Genomic DNA, 20571 nt, shown 5'->3' on the forward strand with positions numbered 1-20571 from the left:
AATCCGCGGCCGATTCCAGCACCCGAGATCACAACTTCGTGCCGCGTTATGACGGTTTTGCGGAACTTAATCCCCCGCACGGGTTTGATGACGGTACATTCTTCCCCATCGCCCCTTCCTCTCTTGGAGAAACTTGGATGAAACACTTGATCGCGTTGGCATTGATTGCTTGTTTGGCTGCTTCTGCATCCGCGGATGACAAACCCGAAGGAAAGAAAAAACGGGGCGGAAATCGAAACGCCGGTGCATGGATGGCCGGGAACCTCGGCAAGACGCTCGAGAAGGTCGAATTGACCGACGAGCAGAAAGAGAAATGGAACGAAGCCAAGAAGAGCTTCACCGCACAAGTCAAAGATCTGCGGGAGGAAGGCCTGACCCCCGAACTGATGAAGAAGCGAAACGATGCTCACAAGGAAGCTCGTGAAGCTGGTTTGAAGGGCAAGGAGTTGGCTGCGAAGTTGAACGAAGGCTTCAGCGAAGAAGAACAGGCCTTGTTCAGCAAGCAACAGAAAGCGGTTCGTTCACTCCGCGCATCGGTGGCGGGCATGCTGACCCCCGAACAGATGGCAGCATTGCCCGAACAAGCCCGCAAGCAAATGACCGCCACGAAAGAACGCGGTGAGGGCAAAGGCAAGGGACGCGGAAAAGGCAAAGGCAAGAAGAAAGACGCCTGAGTCCGGCTGACCAGACGATCAATTCTGACCACGTGGGCTGCTGTCGGCCCACGTGGTTTTTGTTTGGGAAGTGGAAAGTGCCACAGGGACTCAGGACCACAGGTCAGCGTTTCGGTTTGCTCATCAGCAGTTTGTAGTGACCGGTTCCGAGAAGATCGTCCAGGCGTTCGCGAAGCTGCGGCGTGATGTCGACTCGGAATTTGTCGGCTTTGAAGTGCACCGTCTCTCCTTCGCACAACTGCATCGCCAACAACAAATCCTTGTTGCCCGGGTAGCCGCGAACGATTTCACGCACGTTGGACACCGTCTTCTCGTCGTGCTCGGCTTCGTCCAAACGAATCCGAATGCCGTGCGTGTACCGTGAATCCAATTCGTCCAGCGGCGTCAACTCGTCGATGATCAGGTTGATTTCATCCCCACCCCCGCGTCGGTCGATCTTGGCTTTGGCTAGCACCACGGCATCGGGCTGAATTCGTTCACCACAAACGGCGAATCCCTTCGGCCAACAAATGCAGCGAACGCTGCCAGCCATGTCTTCGAGATCAAAGTTGGCGTACTTGCTGGGCGCACCCGGTTTGGGATTCTTGGTGTGAGCGATTTTAATGCTGCTGATCATCCCACCAACGATGACTTCGTCGCGGTCTTTGCAATCCGCCATGGATTCGGTGGTGTGCGTACGGAACGTCGCCAGCTTGTTTTCAAACTCAGCCAGCGGGTGACTGTCGAGGTAGAAACCCAAGACTTCTTTTTCAGCCAACAACTTTTCGCGATCCGGCCATTCTTCGATGTCGGGCAACGGCACCGCGGCACTGGACTCGCCGTTTGAATCGGCATCGTCTTCCTCTTCAAACGCGTCGAAGAAGCTTGCTTGGCCGGTCTTTTTGTCAGCTTGAACCTTCGCTCCGGCTTGCATCGCCCGTTCCAGCACCGCGGCCAATTGGCTGCGTTTCGCACCAAAACAATCAAACGCGCCGGCTTTGATCAACGTTTCGATCGAGCTGCGGTTACAGTCGTGCGGGTCGACTCGTTCGCAGAAGTCAAAGATGTCTTTGAACGGTCCGTTCTTCTTGCGTTCCTCTTCGATGCTGATCGCGGTGGATCCGCCGCAGGCTTTGATGGCAGACAACGCAAATGGAATCTTGCCGTCCAGCACTCCGAAGTCAGCATCAGATTGATTGACATTGGGAGGCAGAACCTCGATGTCCATCCGATCGCAATCTTCCATGTGCTCAACAAGCGCATCCTTGCGTTTGAAGTTCCGCCCCGAGATGTCGCTGGACAGCAACGCTGCCATGAACTCGACGGGGTAGTGGGCTTTCAAGTACGCCGTTTGATACGCGACCAAGGCGTACGCGGTGGAGTGCGACTTGTTGAAACCGTAACCGGCGAACTTGACGATCAGGTTCCAGATGTCCTCGGCGTCCTTTTCCGCCAAACCGTTCTTGATCGAACCGGCGATAAAGACATCGTGGTTGGCATCGATCAGTGCCTGCTTCTTTTTACTAATCGCCTTGATACACGTGTACGCTTTAGCCAGCGGCACGTCACCGAGGCGGTTGAGAATCCGCATCACCTGTTCTTGGTAGACCATGATCGAGTTGGTCTCTTCCAAGATCTCCTTCAAGACCGGGTGCTTGTACTCCGGTTGCTGCCGCCCGTGTTTGATATTGACGTAGTCGTCGACCATCCCGCCCTCGAGCGGACCGGGACGATACAACGCCGCCGTCGCGATGATGTCGTTGAACGTGTCGGGCTTCATCCGTTGAAGCAAATCGCGGATACCACCGGACTCGAGTTGAAAGACGCCTTTGGTTTCGCCGCGTTGCAGCAAAGCGTAGGACGGTTTGTCATCCAGCGGAAACTTCAGCGGATCGATGGTGGTGCCGGTCGTTTGTTCGACCAACTTCACCGTTCGCGAAAGGATCGTCAGGTTGCGAAGTCCGAGGAAGTCCATCTTCAGCAAACCGGATGCTTCCACGTCGACCATCGCCCACTGCGTGATCACATCCTGCTTTCCGGGGACGCGGCCAAGCGGCACGTATTCGGTCAACGGTTTGTCGGCGATCACAACGGCGGCGGCGTGTGTGCCGACGTTGCGAGCCAGCCCTTCGATCTTCATCGCCAGATCGAGCAACTCGCGGATTTCCGGGTCGCCGTCGTAGATCATCTTCAGGTCGGCGCTCTTCTCGAGCGACTTTGCGATGGTAATCTTCAGCTCATCGGGCACCAACTCCGTGATTTGGTTGACGCGAGAAAGCGGAATGCCAAGCGCGCGACCGGTGTCCTTGATCGCGGCCTTTGCTGCCAGCGTTCCGAACGTTCCGATCTGGCAGACCATCTCGCTGCCGTAGCGTTCTTTCACATAGTCGATAACCTCGATCCGACGTTCCTTTTCGAAGTCGATATCGATATCGGGTGGCTCGGTTCGCGACTCATCGAGGAATCGCTCGAACAGCAAGTCGTATCGCAGCGGACAAACGTGCGACATGTAAAGCGCGTAACACACAATCGCACCCACCCCGGAACCCCGGGCGGTGGCACTGATCCCGATGTCACGAGCGTGGTTGACGAAGTCCCAAACGATGAGGAAGTAGGTCGGGTATCCCAGCTTTTCGATCACGTCCAATTCGCGATCCAGACGAGCCATCACTTCATCGGATAGCTTTCCATCGATGATCCGCTCGTCATCGCCTTCGTAGCGTTCCATCAATCCCTGCTCGCAAAGCTTTCGCAGGTAATCCAGCGGCGTCAGCTCGTCGGGGCAGGGGAAGCTCGGGAAGAAGTACTTGTTGAACTCCAGCTGAATGTCGACGGTGTCAGCGATCTCTTGGCTACGACCGACGGCGTCTTCCAGTCCCGGGAACTTCTCGTACATCTGCTGCGGGCTGCGAAGAAAGAACTGATCGTTCTCCATCTTCATCCGCGTGTTGTCGGTTCGAAAACGACCGGTATTGATGCACAACATGATGTCTTGTGCTTCCGCGTCTTCCTGATTGACGTAGTGGCAATCACTCGTCGCGACCAAAGGCAGGCCCATCTTGTTCGCAATGTCGACGGCGCCTTCGAGCTGGGTGCGTTGGATGTCGACGTCGTTGTTCATGATCTCGATGAAGTAACGATCGCCGAAGACCTTGTGGAACCAACCCGCAATCTTCTTGGCTTCTTCCTCGTGTTCTTTGGTTTGAATCCCCTTCAAAATCGCGCGACTGAATTCGCTGCTGACGCATCCGGACAAGCACACGATGCCTTCGTTGTACTTCTCCAGAATCTCCTTATCGATTCGTGGTTTGAAGTAGAAACCTTCGAGCGACGCGGCCGACGCCAGCTTGATCAGGTTTTTGAACCCAGTTCGATTCTGAGCCAATAGCGTCAGGTGATAACTCGCCGCTTTGCTGCTACTTGCTCCACCTTTGTCGAATCGACTTCCCGGTGCGATGTAGGCTTCGTATCCGATGATCGGATTGATGCCGGCGTCTTTTGCCTTGCGATAGAACTCGAGCGCGCCGTGCAGGTTGCCGTGGTCGGTCAGTGCCAGCGCATTCATCCCATGATCAACGGCTCGCTTGACCAATTTTCCAATGTCGCCGGCTCCATCGAGCAGGCTGTAGTGGCTGTGGCAGTGGAGGTGAACAAACGGTTTGGTTTCGGGAATTTCCGTCGCCGCTTCAATGTTCATTTCGGGAGCGATGATCGTATCCGACATTCAGCAAAATCCTTTTCGAGGGTGCGCGTCAGCCAACGTTTGTACCCGCTGAGCCAGCCGAGAGAAACTCGCGTTTGGTGATTGCAAATTTCTGCCCTGTTTGCCGGCGTTTTGGCCGCCGATTGTCGCGGTTTTTGCAAATGAGCTGATTCACACCACCCGCCAGCGATGCGCGCGGTTCGGTGGCGGGGCAGGGCGGTGCAGCGGTCATTCGATAGAGAACGGCCCGCGAAAAGGTCCGGTGAAAATGCTAAACTCGCGGAGTCAAAAATCGCTTTCCAAAGAAAACGCCACGATGCCAAGCATGACGAATCCGCATTTCGTAGGGACTGCTTCACGAATGGTTCGGGGCAGGGCGGTGAGCGTCCTTGTCGCCGTTTGCTGGATGGGCTGGCTTTCTATCGGATGCGAAATAGGTGTGGCGGCGGAACCCGTTCCAAAGTCGTCGAACGCGGCGGAGCAGGGCGGGGCGTTTGAGACGCGAGTGTTGAATCTGCCCGAGACGCCTTTCAACTACAGCGACATTGATTGGCCGGATCACTTTCGATCCGCAGTCGAACGCTTTGACAACACTCCGCCGGGCAACCCGCTGACCGATCACGGAGCGACGCTTGGACGCGTGTTGTTCTACGACAAATCGCTATCGGCCAACGGAACGGTTTCGTGTGCGTCGTGCCACAAACAAGAGTTGTCGTTCACCGATGACGAACCATTGAGCGTTGGTTTTGACGGAAAGAAGGTCGCTCGCAATTCGATGAGTCTTGTGAATGCTCGTTTCTATCAACGAGGTCGTTTCTTCTGGGACGAGCGTGCTCGTACGTTGGAACAACAAGTCTTGATGCCAATTGAAAATCCGATCGAGATGGGCCATGAGCTGGACAAGTTGATTCCGCAATTGGCGGCGGACCCGATTTATCCGCCTCTGTTCATAAAGGCGTTCGGGTCTTCGGATGTCACGGTCGATCGAGTCGCGAAAGCGTTGGCTCAATTTGTTCGCTCGATCGTTTCCTATCAATCGAAGTACGACATTGGTTTGGCAGAAGCCGGTTCGTATCGCAGGCCGTTTCCTAACTTCAGCGAACAAGAGAACCTGGGGAAGGACGTCTTTCTTCGGCGAGCCAATTGTGCGTCGTGCCACATGAGCAACGCGTTGCCGTTCAATCCCCATCGGCCCGACGAGCCATACGATTCGTCCAAGCGACCGCCTCGTCAAACAGCCTTTTTCACCATGACGACTCCTGCCGTCAACGGCGTCGACGCGGACACGGACGAAGTTGACTTGGGCGTGGGGGCGGTCAGCAATGCCAAGATGGATCGCGGCCGGTTCAAGTCCCCGTCGCTCCGAAACGTCGAACTGACCGGACCGTTCATGCATGACGGACGATTCCACACGCTTGACCAAGTCGTCGAGCACTACAACTGGAGCATCAAACCGCATCCGAACCTGGACGGACGGCTGGAGAACTTCTCTGCCAACGGGATGGGGCTGCCCGAAGTGCCCAAAGTGGCTCTGGTCGCGTTCCTGAAAACGCTGACCGACCGCACGATTCTGACGGACGAAAAATGGAGCGATCCGTTCGTGCGGGCTGTTTCTGAGTAGCGATGCTGCCGGGAGTTTTTGCGGGGGAGCGTCTGCAATCATAGACAGGCAGGGAACTTTGCCCCCCGAAAACGTCCTCGTATCGACAACGTTTCGCGTTGCAAGGATTCCACTTCGTGTGGCGTTTTTACAACGTTTGACGGCATGTGCGGACGCGGCCGAAAGGGCCTGCTTTTCATAAGTCACCCATTCGCAGTGACTTGCGATGAAAACGATGGTGGAAAGGTGCCGACGGCGCGGCGTCTGCAAATAGGTATCGGTTCGACCGCGGAGGTCTTCCGACTTGTTACCAGTGTTTCTGCATGCACGTTGTTCAGCTAACCGAACTTGCTTCCGTCCTGGCCTATCATGGGCCAGCGATGCTGTTGCAGCGCCGACCGATTTCGCCCGAGGCCATTGCGCAGTATTGGTCCGCATCGCGAAATCGATTGGACCTGTGGCATCAGGTCATGGCCAGGTTCAATCGCGTCAAATCAACGGGTGACTTCTACCGCATGCGATGTTGGTGGACCGACCACATGGGTGTGCTGGAAGAGATTCTGGCCAGCGAAGTGCTGACACGTGTCGTGGCCGCGATCGGAGACGGCATCGACCGGCGAAACGGAACCGATGAGTGTTCGCCGATCACGCAAGCCATCCATTTGTCTCATCTGGAAGCACGCAACCGAGTCCAATGGGCGATCTTGGATCGTCGCGGTTGCAGTGTGAGTGACGCGGTTCGGCTGAATCGATTGCGACGTGTGACCGAGCGTTGGATCGACGTCTTGGTTGGCAGCATCTCCGCCTACGATGCCGAGTTGACCCGGTTTGGAATGGATCTCACCCGGACTCGATCTCACGCCACCGCCGCGAGAGAATGCAGCACGACGCCATCGCACGAAACGGTCGCCTGGCTAACTCGCGCCGCAATGACAGAAGGTTTTCAAAAGCACGTTGCGAAACAAGCGTCTTTGCCGGCGGCGAATCAAGGCGTCGCTGATAGCGTCATGATGATGATGCGAGCAGACCTGTTCGACAGCATCGGGACGCTGAAGTCGTTGTGGATGCACCGCATCGAAAGCAAGGTCGACCAAACCGACCAGATGATCGCGGAGTTCCTGCGGCCTGACGTGAATGAGTCAACGACCGTCAACGCATACGAACAACTGCACGCAACCGCGCTGGCTCAGTGGTTCCGCTAGGCACGCAACTTGAGAGTTCTTCTCGCCAGGTCCACTGGAACGGGCCGCATCAAGCATCAGTGTGCATATGCTAGGCCGGCGAAAGCTGACATTCGTCATGCAAGCGAGAAATAGAGTCTCTGCTTGCATTTCAGGCGTCTGTCCTGTGACTGTTCAGTTCGGCAAAAATGATCGGGCAAAAGCATTTTAGCCGTTTGGGCGTTAGCCCCGGTTCTACGTGGATGCAGCAAGGTTTCGCACGACTATTCAAATGCCGAAAGATGGTTAACGACCTGTCGAACCGAGCGTAGAACACAGCATCGTAGTCAGTTTGCCGTCAACGACTTTGCGGGGCGTACGGGGCGCACTAGCGATTTGCATCTCAATCTAGTTCTGTCTGTTGTGCATTGATTACAAGCGGTCCGTTCGATTGGATTCATTGGATGATCGCACCTAAAGTGAAACGACCGCGAAAGCTTCAGCTTGAACGTAGGAAGCGTTTGGACTTCCGCGTGAATGTTGCAATCGCCGCCGCGGAACTGCCGGAAAACAAACAACATGCGACGCCAGAAAGGAGTACGACAGGCGTGGATGGTGTGTCCTCGAGCCACTGAGGTACATGACCTACTTGGCCTAATCGAATTAAGAATAGAAACGAGGCACCACATCCGTAGATGAATGCAGTTGCTGTTGAAGCACCAACGCGAGCAACTTGGATGGCACCAATCATCACCACAAGAAACGCGATTATCAAACCGGGCAGGTAGCTGTGTTTGCTGGTTGGAGGAATCGTGAACAAGAGTATGACGAAGGCGATCAAATAGAACGCAAGCAATCTTGCACTTACCGATGGTTTTGACAGTTCGCACGCAGCCTCGCTCATGACTGGCAAATCATCAAACGAATTGGATGTGTTACCCATAACGGTCCACCTTAGCAGTGTTGAAGCCACGGCAGTCTTGCAATATCAATTCGTTAACTGGTTTTGCCGATCTTTGGTGTCACCAGAAAACGCTGAAACCAATGCAGAGGACCATCGCAGACCCTGCAAGCTGTGGAAGATAGCGTTTGTCCAGCGTTCGAGCGAATGCCCAGCCGGATGCGGTCGTGCCGATGAGCCCCGGCATGAAAAGCATGTGTGGGCAGTCCTCGAATCCGGTTGGCGAAAGCCAGTGGTAGCCAATCATCAACGATCCCAAGATCGGCCACGCCCAGAACCAGTAGATAAGAAACTTTCGTTGCTCAATTCGGGAACGTCGCTCAAATGCTTCGGGACCATGAGTTCGCGGTCCCTCCACGATCTGCTTACCGCAAGAGTTGCAGCACCTCGTCGTCGCCACGCGCTTCGTGGACCGTGATAGGTCTGCGTTGCAGTTGGGGCAGATCAATGCGTAGCGTTGGGATTTGTGTTCGCCCCAAATCAACGCAGTGAGAAAGAATCCAATCGAAGGAAGAATCAACACGATGGGCAGTGCATCCGCGGTCGATTCACCAAAGTTTTGCCTCGCAGAGGCCACCACGGAGTCACGCCACGCGGCAACTACCGCGAAATATGCAAGCATGACCACAACACCAACGGTTGCGGCGGGGATAAGTATCCACATGCGTTTCTTCGACAAGGCGTTGATGTCTGCAGTCGACAGCATGAACCGATCTGATTTTGAATCCGAATGGTTGCGATCAGAGATCAGAGTGTCGCGATCGCGGTTTGTCATTTGCCAAGATGCCTGACCAACAGAATTCCGGTGAATTACTACTCCAGTCGTAATGTATGCGATCGATGTTCCACTTGAAAACTGAAGGCCGGCGGCTTGGCGTTCTGGCGAGTGCTGGACTGCCAGATTCTTGGGATTGGCACTGCTTTGGACCGCGTCTGTATTGTCCCACGACTTCGCCCAACGGGGCAGCCCTGTGCCAGCCCAGGGCAACTCGCTGGTTTGTGGCGGGACCAAGTTTGCAAAGCCCCAACGGGGCGGTCCTAGCGGATTCTTGGGGAGTCTGCCTTGGGGCCGCCCCGTTGGGGCTCAAGTCTCAAGTCGGAGTCTCCGCAACGCACCCCAGGCGATGCCTGGGGCTATCTTAGAGCTGCCCCTTCGGGGCGTGGGACAGAAACAAAACCAACACCGCATCTTTCGCGTCAACCATCAAGCTTTATCAGCCCAAGCTAGTGCTGTCCGCCAATTGGCAGTCCATCGCTCCAAGCAGAGGCCATTCCCGAAGCCATTGCGGTGTAGTCTGTTTCGACCGCTTTCTGATCACGTAACGCACAAGCTTTCGCGTCGGATTCAAACAAGCTGGACGCGAAAGCTCGCCCGCCCATGATGACTCGAGTCGTCTTGTTGAATCGTTTTCGAGTGAACTCAGCCATCGCGGTTTCCAGATCACCTGCTGACGCAGAAATTTCGCGAGCAAGGAACCAAGCATCCTCCAACGCTTGAGCAGCTCCCTGGCCCGATGTTGGAAGCGCCGCATGCGCCGCGTCTCCTATCATCAGCACATTGTCCCGATGCCAGTTCGGCACGGGGTTGTGATCGAAAAGTGGCACGCATTTTGTGTTGCTGTCCGATGCGGATCGTACGATCTCGCCAACGGGATCGGGCCAGTCGTCGAACGCTTGCTTCAGCTGATCGATGCTGGGGTGATCTTGGGCGAGCGACACATCCGACACAGCCAGGCCGCCCGCCCAGTAGGCGGTGTGCGCAGATACGGGGACAAGTCCAAAACGTGCTCCAACACCCCAATAGTCATGGACTTCCAAACGGTCGAATTCGGGTTGTTCCCATCGGTGGATACCAATCCAATTGACGAATCCTTGATAGACAGGTCGATTGTCATTCGTGATGAATTGACGTGCCTTGGAGTCCATTCTTCCGGCCGCACCAATGATGAGCGTTGGCGAAATGGAATTGCCATCATCGAACATGACTTGGCAACAGTCGCCAGTGCGCTCAATCGAGGTAGCGTGTGTGTTGAAGGCAATTGGAATTTCGCACTCTTCGGCACGTCTCAGCAGCACTCGCATCAGATCTTCACGCAGCACCGCGAGGCTGGGACATCCCATCTCATCATCGAGTTGTCCAACATCCAGAATCCCAAGCTCGACATCGTTTCGCGTGAAGCGTCTCATCGCGGTGATTCGTCCAGAGACAGCCATCAGCTCATCTAGGATTCCGAGCTCCGAGAGCACAAAGGTTGCGTTGGGCCAGCACACGACGCCAGCACCAAGATTGTGCACCGATTCTCTGCGTTCAAACACACGGACCGCGATGCCGACTTGTTTCAACGCAATCGCCGAAGCCAAACCCGCGACGCCAGCACCCAGTATTGCGACTTCCAAGAGAATTGACTCCTTTCAAGAACGTATGCGGCGAACGCCGTGTGTCACTGATTCGAAGCGAAAGTTTGTACTGTTAACACCGGCCGGCGTTCGTACGCCGGTGCACATGAGGGATAGGCGTCGTCGCGATCCAGTGGCCCAGCGAACGTATGGGCAACTTCTCCATGACCTCGTGAAGCATCTGTGATTGTCAGATCACCGAAAAGGTACGACGTGCACATGTTTAGTTGAGTCAAGGATCGATCGATTGGTCGCCAAAGAGGGCTCACCACTCCCGGCAAAGAGGTCGTGCAGTTTTTTGATGCCGCTTTTCGGCAGATTTACACACCGCGCACCTCTCCCGAAACGAAGTTTGGGGAGAGGTCGAGCGACGCCGTGCAGGCGTACGCGAGGGTGAGGGCCGAGCATGGGATATGGCGCGCACTACCTCCCCGGAACTTCTCGCTGAACGCTCGCATTCCGACCTCCCCAACTGCGTTCAGGAGGGTGATTTCAACCTTGCGAGCACGGCACTTCAAAACTGCACGACCTCCTTCGTCGGGAGAGGTGACACGCATGGGAGCCTTGTCTACGCGTTGCTACGTCACGGCCTGCGTGGATGGCGATCAACCTGTTTCTCGGTGGTCCCCACCGAGAAACTCATTATCGTCAACGCGGACATCACCACTTCAGTTGGGCATCGTCTTCGGTGAGCTTTCCGGGGCCGCGAATTTCTGAACCCGTGACCTTTTGAAGTTTGTCGCCGAGTTGTTGACGATAGGCATCCGCGGCGGCCTGCAGTTGCTTGACGACTTCGGGGTGGGCTTCGATCACGTTGGTGGTTTCTGAAACGTCGGCGTCCAAGTCGTACAGCTCCAAACCAGACTTGGTCATCGCGTAACCGTCGGGCATGCCGTCTTTTCCTGCTGTGCGATCACCAAGCGTTCGATAGGCATGCGGGAAAACCAATTTGAAACGTTCGTTGCGAATCGTTTGGAGTTGTCCGCCGCCGTAGTAGCCGACGAAGGATTCGTGAGGTGATTTCGCGCCCGGGACATTCAACATCAAGTCCAGGATGGAGTGGCCATCGATCTTTTGCTCGGGAGCCTCGCCGCCGGTCAACTCGACAATCGTTGGCAGCACATCGATGGTGGAGCAGAACGTGTCGCAGGTGGTGCCAGCCGGAATGGTGTCGGGCCACCACATCACAGTTGGTTCGCGAACGCCGCCTTCCCACTGAGTGCCTTTGCCTTCGCGAAGGGGACCGGCACTGCCGGCGTGGTTGCCATAAGAAAGCCACGGTCCGTTGTCGCTGGTGAAGATCACGAGCGTGTTCTTTTGTTGGTCGATGGATTCAATCGCGGAAAGAATTTGGCCGACCGACCAATCGATTTCCATCATCACGTCGCCGAACAGCCCTGCCCCGCTCTTGCCACGAAAACGCTCGGAGACATACAGCGGGACGTGGACCATCGGATGAGGCAGATACAGCAAGAACGGCTTGTCGCTGGATCGATCTTCGATGAATTCGACGCTGCGGCGTGTAAGTTCCACCGTCATCTGTTCTTGATCCGCTGGTTGGACGTTGTCGTTGACAATTCGAGGGGGCTGGCCCGCGACAGCTTCGATGATTGGCAGCGGTGGCCAGTTGCCTGGATCGTGGGGATCTTTCTGTTGACGACGGATGGTGTCGGGGTGCAACGGCCACATGTCGTTGCTGTAGGGAATGCCGTAGAACTGGTCAAATCCTTGGTTGGTTGGCAAGAATTTGGGGTGATGTCCCAGGTGCCATTTACCATGACAAGCGGTTCGGTAGCCCGCGGATCGGCAGACTTCGGCGAAGGTGGTTTCGGAGGGCGCGAGACCAATTTTGGCTTTCGGGCCGAGTGCTCCAGACAGTCCGAGGCGGCGGTGGTAGCAGCCGGTGAGAAGAGCCGAACGCGAGGCAGAACAGACAGCGGATGAAACGCTGAAATCGGTGAATTTGCGGCCTTCGCTGGCCATCCGTTCCAGGTTCGGCGTGGAGTAGCCTTGGGCACCAAAAGGGCCAATGTCGGCATAAGCCATGTCGTCCATGTAGATCACGACAATGTTGGGTCGTGATCCCGCGATATCTTCAGGGGCGGTGGCGGAGGCTGGAAGTGCGGTAAAAAAGGCAGGAAGGCATAAAGCCAGAAGGTGGGGGAGTCGCATGGGGTGGGTCAATCAGGGAGGAAGGTTCTTTGGGCAGCGCTGGCCCACCCTGTTTTACCATGAACGAAACCTCGAATGATCAAGGGACCCGATTCTCCGAGCGGAAGCTGCAGCGTTTGCAGGATGCGTTTGCCGGCTGGCACTTCGATCTTGTGTTCCGTGATCGTGGTGCCGTGCGCGTCGTGTTCGTTGGTTGAATCAGCGGGTGTTTGCGTAATCGCGGTCAGCGGTCTTTCAATCGCGATGATTAGGGTTCCCGCGATGGGGCTGGTGACGGCAATGCTGAGCGAACGAGCGGTCTCGCCGGCTAGGGCGTCTTCTTCCGATGGCTCGATGGACAGATCCAGCGGTTGGGGTGGATGCAATCGCAACGTGGGGTCGCCGAGAAGTTGATAGAGCGCCGCATGTTCGAGTCTTTCCTGCTGGAGATCCGTTCCAGCTGGCGAGATCATCGAGGCGAGGGTGTCGACCATGACTCGCATGGTGGATTGTTTTGCCTGTTGCTGGGATTGCAGACTGCGAGCGGCATGCAACATCGCATCGCCGATGCGATCGCAACCCGTATTCTGAGGACCACCCGAATACACCGATTGCAGCAGCCCCAAACCCATGCACGCATTTCCATAGGGCATCGACAAACGCGACGACGCGATCACCGCGATCGGGCCTCCGTCGGCAAGCATCATTCGTTCGGCCAAGCAGTCTCCCGGTGCGTCGTAAGCACCGGCGAAGCAAGCCAACAGGACGGCGATCGTGGCGCCATTGGGAGCACGTTTCAGTTGCGTTGCGTTTTGGTTATTGAGCAAAGACTCGACCGACCATTGTTCGCGGGCTGCCGGCGTCCCATCCGCCGCGGTTGTTTGCAGCAGTTCGAGGCGATCGATTTGGCCGTGGCCCGCGTACACCCAAAAGCGTGCACCCGTGCGATAGCGATTCAGGACCGCATCGGTGAACGATTTGCCGGGAGGGCAAAACGGATGGTTGGGACTGGCATAGGCAATTTGTGGTTTCGCATCCGCTGGCAGAACCGTCGTGATCACTCCGCGAGTGACGGATTCGATGGCGGTGTCGACCATCGCCCCAAAGCCACCGACTCCGCCGGTCAATTGAAACGAGCGTCGCCAGAGTCCAAAGTCGTCGGAGTTTTCGTACGCTTCAATTCGCTGGACCACACTGGCCAATTGCTCGGCAGACTGAATTGGCAAACGGCCGATGGCAGCGTCGCTGACCCGATCGCCGTCGCGATCACCATAAGGAAGATCGGTGGGCAGCGTGGACGTGGATCCGAATCGCGAGGTGATCGGAGCAGGAATCATCCAGGTGGGAATCTGATGCGATTGATTGCGACGCGTGTCGAAATCGGGGGTGTCGCCAACAAGAACGATGTAGCGAGTCGCGGCTCCACCAGCGTTCCAGATTTCTTGGTGGGTGAGCGTCGCGGTGTTCGCTGGTCGAACGGTCGCGATTCGAAGTCCTTCCTGGGATCTCATGTCGATCCAGGGTTGCAGGGCTGCGTCCAGTTCTGGTGAGGCGACCACGATGACATCCACGTCATCGGCCGAATTCGCAGTGGCGGGGAAGAAAACTGCCACCAGCACTAGCAGAGCCAGCAAGCATAAGCCAAAAGAAAGGGGGCGACGATTCATTGCGATCCATCTCTTCGAAAGGTTTTGAGTTCGTCCAGTGACAACGTCGACTGGGGCAAAACACAGCGTCGACTCGGGCAAAACACGGAACGTTCTGCTCCATCATGCATCATCGAGCGACTCATCGGAAGTTGAATCTTCCAGGCGGTGGCCCGCCAATTCGCCGCGGTAGCGGCAGGCTTCCAGAAACGATTCCAGCAAGACTTGTGCAGCAACGGCATCGACGCGTTGTTTGGTCTTTTTTCGTGTTGTTTTTCCCTGCCGAATTTTGGCATTGGCCGCGACAGTTGTGAAACGCTCATCGAACAGCCGCGTCGGCAGTCCGGTGTTTTCTTTCAACCAGGCCGCGAATTTTCGGCTTTCTTTGCTTTTGTCGCTTTCGCCACCGTCGCAGTGAATTGGAAGGCCAACGACCCAAGCAGCAATCCGTTCCGACTTCGCGAGGTCAATGAAGTACTGAGCGTCTTTCTCCGGCGTGCTGACCGGATGGGTTTCCAGGGGACTGGCCAGAATCCAGTCGGGATCGCAAATCGCGACGCCGATGCGAACGGTTCCGTAGTCGACCGATGCCAATCGTCCGGTCGCAGGGAATCCGTCGTCGGCAGTGGTGGTGGGAGTGGACATTCAGATGATGGGCGAAATGGAGTCGAATCAAAAAAGAATCACTCGCCGGTCGGTGATCCGTCCGGCGAGTGATCCAGTTGATTCTATCTTGAAGGGCCAAAGTAGAGCACTCCAAGTCATGTCCTACTTTAGTGAACAAGACAAGGAATCTTTTCGCACCGCCTTAAGCGGTCCGCTTTACTCTTTTTCACTGAGTGTTTGGCCGGCTGGGACTTTGAATCGGAGTCGTGCGGTCTAGCGGCGATCCAAGGAGTGGCGTTCCATCATCGGCAACTTTCATCGGTTGCAAGTGGAGTGCTCGGTTCCATCCAGGTTCGGGACCGACTTTCGCGTGAAAGATATGCCACCACTGTTTGCCGTCGAGTGATTGGACAAAGCATGAATGGCCGACACCGTAGACTGCTTCGGTACTTTCGAAGGCTGGTTCCGGCATCTTTTGCCACGCGCCCTCAGCCAATGGATCGTCCTTGACGAGTTCGAGTCGACCAAGTTTGTAAGTTGGTAGCCACGAAGCGCCGCAGGAATAGAGCAGCGACGTCTTTCCCTTCGCCTGGAAAATCTCGGGGCCTTCATTCAGCCCGCGTTGAGATGTGTCCGGCTCGACGCGTTCCCAAAGGTGGTCGTCGTTGTCGCAAATGAGAACCCGAGGTCCCGAAAGTTTGGTTGGTGAACTCATCGGTGCGATGTACAGGAATTGGTTGTCGCTGCCCGGTTTGTCCCAGCCTGACCAGATCCCGAAAAGTTTGTCGTTGTGTTGGAGGATGGTCATGTCGATCGCCCAAACGTTGGGCGATTGGCCGTCCTTGCCATCGCCGGTGGCCATCGGTCCGTGCAAGGTGAATTCACCCAGCGGATCGGACGTTTTGGATTCTAAGACGTACGTGAGATGGTTCGCGTTGTCGCCATCCGATGCGGCAAAGTAGACGTAGTACCGATCTCCGATCGCATGCAGTTCGGGTGCCCAGACTTCTTTTGAATAAGGTCCTTCGTCAGGGGCTTTCCAAACGAGGTGTCGCTTGCCGAGTCTGGTGAGATCGTCGCTTTCGAAAATGAGGATGCCGCGATCGTTGTCCGATTTGCACCACAGATAGCGAGGTTTGTGCGGATCTCGAATGACCCAAGGGTCGGCCCCCTTCGCGATTGGATTGTGGAAAATTTGGCCTTCGCCATCGATCGGAGAATCCTGGGCGTCGGCTTTCGCCGCGGGTAGAAGGCCAAGAATACACGTCAAAATCAAGGCCGCTGCCAGTCGCACACGCCATCCGCCATCAGCACTCATCGATATTTCCGCTTGAACAAGAACTAGACAATGTCTCCATCGGAGCGTCTGTGACGCAAAGATTGGTTGTCATCCTAGTCCGGTACGCTGGGCGGAGACAACAGAGCGCTAAATTTGGCGGAATCGCGGAAGACAAGAATCAGCTATTTCATCAACACGCGGCGCAGGAAACCGTGCTGTTGATGAGCGGAGCCGAGGCACCAAGTTTCTTGGATGTCAAAGTGACGGAACGTTTTGTCGGCTTCTTCGAAGAGTTTTCGAAGTCGAGCTCGAGTGATTTCCTGTTTTTCGAGAATGTCGTCGTCGACCTCGTGAGGCTCCTGGATCGATGCCAGATTTCGTTTGGATTGCTCAGCATCCTCCGCGGTGGTTTTGGTTCTTCGAGCGACCACGGCGGTAATGTCTTCGCCACCACTCTCGTGAGACCAAAACCAAATCGATACCGGGGAGATCAACAGCATCGTTGTCTTGGATGCACCCGCGTCAATCAGTGCGAGCGTCGGTTGTTTACTGGAGGAGGTCGCACTGAATGATTCGTCTTCGCTGGAATCGTCCGATCTTTCCTCGCCGGTCTTCGATTTCTTCTTTGCCGATTTGTCGGCTGGCGGTGCGAGTAGCTCGGAGAACTCGTGAGCCGCGAAGTTGGCCAGCGCGATCGGAGACGGAACCAAGCCATCCAGTTTCAATCCACCGATGCCAAGTAGATCGACACGTCGGCTGACGGTGAGCTTTGTTGCGGCGGCCATCACGACGGGACGCCCGACCGTGTTGCCTTTTTGCAAAGGTGCAATCCAAGTGATCAAAGCCAGATCATCGGATGAAATCGGAATTCGGGTTTTGACTTCGGTTTCAATCAGGCGTTCCGCGTCTTTGTCTTTGACTGGCGGCAACTCGCAGCACCGAGCGATGCCCTCGCATGCGGGCAAATTCGCGTAGACCTTTGAGTCGGAGACATCGACTTCTTCCATCAGTCGCGTGATGGCTTCGGGGATCAATTCGCTCGCCGATTTTGATCCACCGCGGCAAGTTGGATTCTTCAGCTCTACTCGATGGGCGGCTTCCACGATCGGCTGGTCAGAGCCTTTTTCGACTCGCATCTTGATCGCATGGATTCCGGATGCACCAACGTCGATGCCCCAAACCGCTTTGCTTTTACCCAAGCCGAGTTTTGACATCACGCCTTTTTTCGGCAGCAGATTGCCACTGATGCGGCTGAGTCCGAGTGCGTGCAATGCCAATCCGATGGCTTCCGCGAAAGGTGCGAACGATGGCGGGCGTTCAGCCAATTCGTCGAGGTTCAACGATTGGGGGTTGGCGAGAACGCCAACTCGTCCACCAATCCAGCTTTCTGGCTTGGTTCGCCACGGGGACAGGCCATCTCTCGCGGTCGCGCGTTTTGACTTCACCGCTTTGGCGAGTTGTTTGACGCAATCGGCAGCCTTTCCGTCGGAAGGGAACTCCTTCGCATAACGCATGGCCAGTCGGCCGAGAGCGTTGGTCGCATAAGGTTCCACGTCGAATTGTTTCGAAAGCCAACAAGCTAATTCGCTGCGACGGGAGAGGGCCGCGAACTGATTGTTGTGGCATATCGTCGGAAGCGAATTCAGGGCGTTGCGAGCCATCTGATATTCCTGTCGAGCGCACAGTTTCTCAGCTCGACGCAGTAGCTTGTCACCAACTTGTCGAGAAAGCTGTTGATACTTTTGGTTGTTGGGTTGCAGTTCCAACAGTTGTTGCAGAAGTCCCGCGACTTGGGAGTAGCTCTTTTCAGCCAATCCTTGCTGCAGGTCGCTATGCAGTGTTTTCAGTTGATCCAGGTGAACCTGACTGCTTTGAAGGATGCAGCGGGACTCTTCGTCAAGCAAGTTTTCAGGGACTTGAGCCAGTAGTTTGACCGCGGTCGAAAGATCGTTTTGTGAGTGAGCATCTTTTGCTGCAGCGATGCGCTGGCTGGCTTGGGTGTGAACCTTTTCCTGCAGGCTCTCGACTTTGCCTTTCGCCGCAACGGCTTGTTCTCGAACGGCCTGAAAACGATAGTCATCGCTCTTCGCCAAAAGATTGAGCAAACCCAAGGCACGGTCGTAGTTGTGGCTTTTCGCAGCGGTCACGGCATCGGAGAGCTTGGTCCTTTGTTCCTCAATTCGTTTCTCCAACCACGCGTTCAGGTCTTGCCCGCAACCGACACAAAACTTTTGAGTCAGGCTTACCAAGCCGCCACACTGAACGCATTTTTCGTGCAGGAAATGCCCGCACCCGCCACAGAATTGAGCTTCGGGAGCGTTCGAGTGTTTGCACGCGCCGCACGCTAGCGTTGCGGAGGTGGAAGAAGAAACGGACATCGTTTTGAACCCAAGCCAGGCATCATTGAAACCAATCGCTTGAGCTTAGTGATGCCTCGCTACTCGGGAAGGCTTCGAAACGAGGGTTCACCAACCTCACACCGAATGTTTATCGTTTCTTCACTTTGGGGATGGCGGGCGACCGCAGTCGTGCGACGAATGAGTCTTGGAGTTGGTGAGTAGCGACGCCAAGAGACGACGGCGTTTCCATCGGGAACAGAGAGCCCATGAACCGTGTCACTCTGTATTCGAAGGTGATGCTTCAGGACTTGAATAGGCTTCCAGCCCATTTTGAGCGGTTTCGTCAGACTGTTCTTGGGCTGGACCATGCGAGCGAACGACCAGCACTTGTGTGGTGACATTCTCACGGCCGTGTCGATCCAAGCCTGTCAGCACGAAACTCTTGCCTGGAGACAGCTTGAACTCCGAGGCAATCTTCTTGACCGCGGTTCGTCGGGCAATGTCCTGCCCCGGTGCGAGAGTTTCCAGCGAGGACGCGTATTGGAAAGTGTAGCTTTCCTGGTCACCAGGCCGGACCAGCAGGTTGAGTTTGAACGTGGTGTCGCCCATCGTGGTCGATTGATGCACGCGACTTCCCGGCGTGACACTTATTTCATGGTGCACCATCAAACGCGCAGATTTGCAGTCACCAAGCTCGGCGAGAACTTTGTTGGAGTTCTTGATCGAACTTGAGCTCGCCAGTTTCTTCGTCAGTTCGGGTTCCTGTGTCGAATCGAGTTCAAACCACTGAATCGTCACCCGATTCTGTTCGGCTGAAAAACAAGGGGCCACGAGCCCGAACAACAAGAGCGGAAGAGCGAAGAGCCGCATTGGGAAACGCCAGTTGAGACAGGGAAGTCAATGGAAAGCTTCATTGGATACCACATCGAAATTTGACGTCGGAAGACTGATGTCGTCGGCTCGAAACCCAGAAATATATCTCTCCGTTTGCGATTGGTTGTGGTACTTTTGGGTTCGAAGGAATAGCCAACGTACGGCCCAGGCGACGCGGGGCGTTCGGCGAACTGAAAATGAATCCATTGAATCGGCAGTGTCATTACACGGAGGTCACCCATGGTTTTGAAATTCATCGCGATTGCATTCTTGGCGGTCGCAGCAGCAGAACTTCATGCCGAGTCACCCATTCGCGAATTTCGGGATGGGGTGATCGGCCAGTGGGAAGTTGCTTCTTCCGAAAGGAATGGAAAGTCGCATACCAATCCAACGAACATTGAAACGGTTGTTGTCGATAAGAATTCAATTCGCCTCGTCGATACAAGAGGTGGCGAACGCCGTTTGGATTATCAGTTGCTGCTTGGCGAGACTGGATGGGCAATCGATCTGTACCGAAGAGGTGGTAAAGCAGATGCGATCCTGTTTCCGAGTCGCATTGACATGCATCAAAAAAGATGGCGGGTGCTTCTGCCGCTGAACGACAACGCTTCGCACTCAAGACCCGACTCCTTCGATACATCGGTGCACCGGAACTGGATTCTCTTGGAGCTCAAACCCGCTGAATCGTCGTTGTCGTCCGCGACACAGCCGAACGGTGCCACAGCCGGTCTTTCCCAACGACATTCCAATCCTGCCAGTGAGTCAGCATCTCGTTCAGACGCGGACGCCAACTTAGTGCCGCCGTCCGTTGATGCCGGTATGATGGCGGATGACCTCGGTCGAATGCAGCGGCTTGGTTCTAGCAAGGTGCAGCGATCGATTGACTTGATCGAGACCAATCCGCGTCGCGAAAAATGACCTGGATCATTCTTGTTGTGATTGCACTTGAGTCGTGAACATGGACATTCGAACCACGACGATCGCTCGCCTGCTCGCTGCAACCTTTTTTGCCGCATTGGCAATACACTTCTACTTGCTTCTTCGTCCGTATCCGTTGATCGGGATTCCAATCACGTTAGCGCTAGCCGGCGCAGCAATCAATGTCGGATTGCGAGGGCGTTCTGGCCTTGTGAACGGAATTGTGATTGGTGCTGTGCTCGTGCCCTTTTTTATTGCGATTTCGGCGGTATTCCGATAGACGAA

General features: G+C 55.5%; 14 protein-coding genes. 5 read left to right on the plus strand and 9 right to left on the minus strand.

Translation table 11 applies throughout. From position 1 onward, the window contains the following. Window positions 1-137 precede the first annotated feature (137 nt). The gene (locus RE6C_RS28735; protein ID WP_039963803.1) at window positions 138-674 is read left to right on the plus strand and encodes a Spy/CpxP family protein refolding chaperone; all 537 of its coding nucleotides are present in this window, start codon (window positions 138-140) and stop codon (window positions 672-674) included. A 103-nt stretch (window positions 675-777) separates the two neighbouring features. Here RE6C_RS28735 and dnaE read toward each other — a convergent pair whose 3' ends face one another. Continuing rightward, window positions 778-4377 carry a DNA polymerase III subunit alpha gene (gene dnaE, locus RE6C_RS28740; RefSeq protein WP_008662472.1) on the minus strand — a complete coding sequence of 1200 codons (3600 nt, stop codon included), beginning with the start codon at window positions 4375-4377 and terminating at the stop codon, window positions 778-780. Between the two features lie 358 nt (window positions 4378-4735). Here dnaE and RE6C_RS28750 point away from each other — a divergent pair, with 358 nt between their 5' ends. After that, window positions 4736-5977 carry a cytochrome-c peroxidase gene (locus RE6C_RS28750; protein WP_039963805.1) on the plus strand — a complete coding sequence of 414 codons (1242 nt, stop codon included), beginning with the start codon at window positions 4736-4738 and terminating at the stop codon, window positions 5975-5977. A gap of 302 nt (window positions 5978-6279) precedes the next feature. Next, the gene (locus RE6C_RS28755; RefSeq protein WP_008662475.1) at window positions 6280-7158 is read left to right on the plus strand and encodes a hypothetical protein; all 879 of its coding nucleotides are present in this window, start codon (window positions 6280-6282) and stop codon (window positions 7156-7158) included. A gap of 980 nt (window positions 7159-8138) precedes the next feature. Here the strand turns inward: RE6C_RS28755 and RE6C_RS28765 are convergent. From RE6C_RS28765 to RE6C_RS28800, 8 genes are all read right to left on the minus strand, one after another. Further along, window positions 8139-8852, minus strand: a complete 714-nt coding sequence (locus tag RE6C_RS28765) for a hypothetical protein (protein ID WP_236618598.1) — start codon at window positions 8850-8852, stop codon at window positions 8139-8141. A 449-nt stretch (window positions 8853-9301) separates the two neighbouring features. Beyond that, on the minus strand, window positions 9302-10474 hold the full coding sequence (locus RE6C_RS28770; RefSeq protein ID WP_008662480.1) for an FAD-dependent oxidoreductase: 1173 nt from the start codon (window positions 10472-10474) through the stop codon (window positions 9302-9304). A 660-nt stretch (window positions 10475-11134) separates the two neighbouring features. Then, the gene (locus RE6C_RS28775) at window positions 11135-12646 is read right to left on the minus strand and encodes a sulfatase family protein (protein WP_039963794.1); all 1512 of its coding nucleotides are present in this window, start codon (window positions 12644-12646) and stop codon (window positions 11135-11137) included. A gap of 8 nt (window positions 12647-12654) precedes the next feature. Next, complete coding sequence (locus tag RE6C_RS28780) at window positions 12655-14292, minus strand: C25 family cysteine peptidase (RefSeq protein WP_236618599.1); 1638 nt, start codon at window positions 14290-14292, stop codon at window positions 12655-12657. A gap of 102 nt (window positions 14293-14394) precedes the next feature. Beyond that, window positions 14395-14916, minus strand: coding sequence for a Holliday junction resolvase RuvX (gene ruvX / locus RE6C_RS28785; RefSeq protein WP_008662486.1), 522 nt, complete (start codon window positions 14914-14916; stop codon window positions 14395-14397). A 187-nt stretch (window positions 14917-15103) separates the two neighbouring features. Continuing rightward, complete coding sequence (locus tag RE6C_RS28790; protein WP_008662488.1) at window positions 15104-16195, minus strand: glycoside hydrolase family 43 protein; 1092 nt, start codon at window positions 16193-16195, stop codon at window positions 15104-15106. Between the two features lie 143 nt (window positions 16196-16338). Continuing rightward, window positions 16339-18534, minus strand: a complete 2196-nt coding sequence (gene pilM, locus RE6C_RS28795) for a pilus assembly protein PilM (RefSeq protein ID WP_008662489.1) — start codon at window positions 18532-18534, stop codon at window positions 16339-16341. 237 nt (window positions 18535-18771) lie between these two features. Further along, window positions 18772-19293: a hypothetical protein gene (locus RE6C_RS28800; protein WP_008662493.1), complete on the minus strand. Its 522-nt coding sequence runs from the start codon at window positions 19291-19293 to the stop codon at window positions 18772-18774. 315 nt (window positions 19294-19608) lie between these two features. Between RE6C_RS28800 and RE6C_RS28805 the strand changes: the two genes are divergently transcribed. Together RE6C_RS28805 and RE6C_RS28810 are read left to right on the plus strand one after the other, a co-directional pair. Then, complete coding sequence (locus RE6C_RS28805; RefSeq protein WP_008662494.1) at window positions 19609-20286, plus strand: hypothetical protein; 678 nt, start codon at window positions 19609-19611, stop codon at window positions 20284-20286. Window positions 20287-20326: 40 nt separating this feature from the next. Next, window positions 20327-20566: a hypothetical protein gene (locus RE6C_RS28810; protein ID WP_236618600.1), complete on the plus strand. Its 240-nt coding sequence runs from the start codon at window positions 20327-20329 to the stop codon at window positions 20564-20566. Window positions 20567-20571: the final 5 nt, after the last annotated feature.

This window comes from Rhodopirellula europaea 6C (genome assembly GCF_000338295.1).
Taxonomy (GTDB): domain Bacteria; phylum Planctomycetota; class Planctomycetia; order Pirellulales; family Pirellulaceae; genus Rhodopirellula; species Rhodopirellula europaea.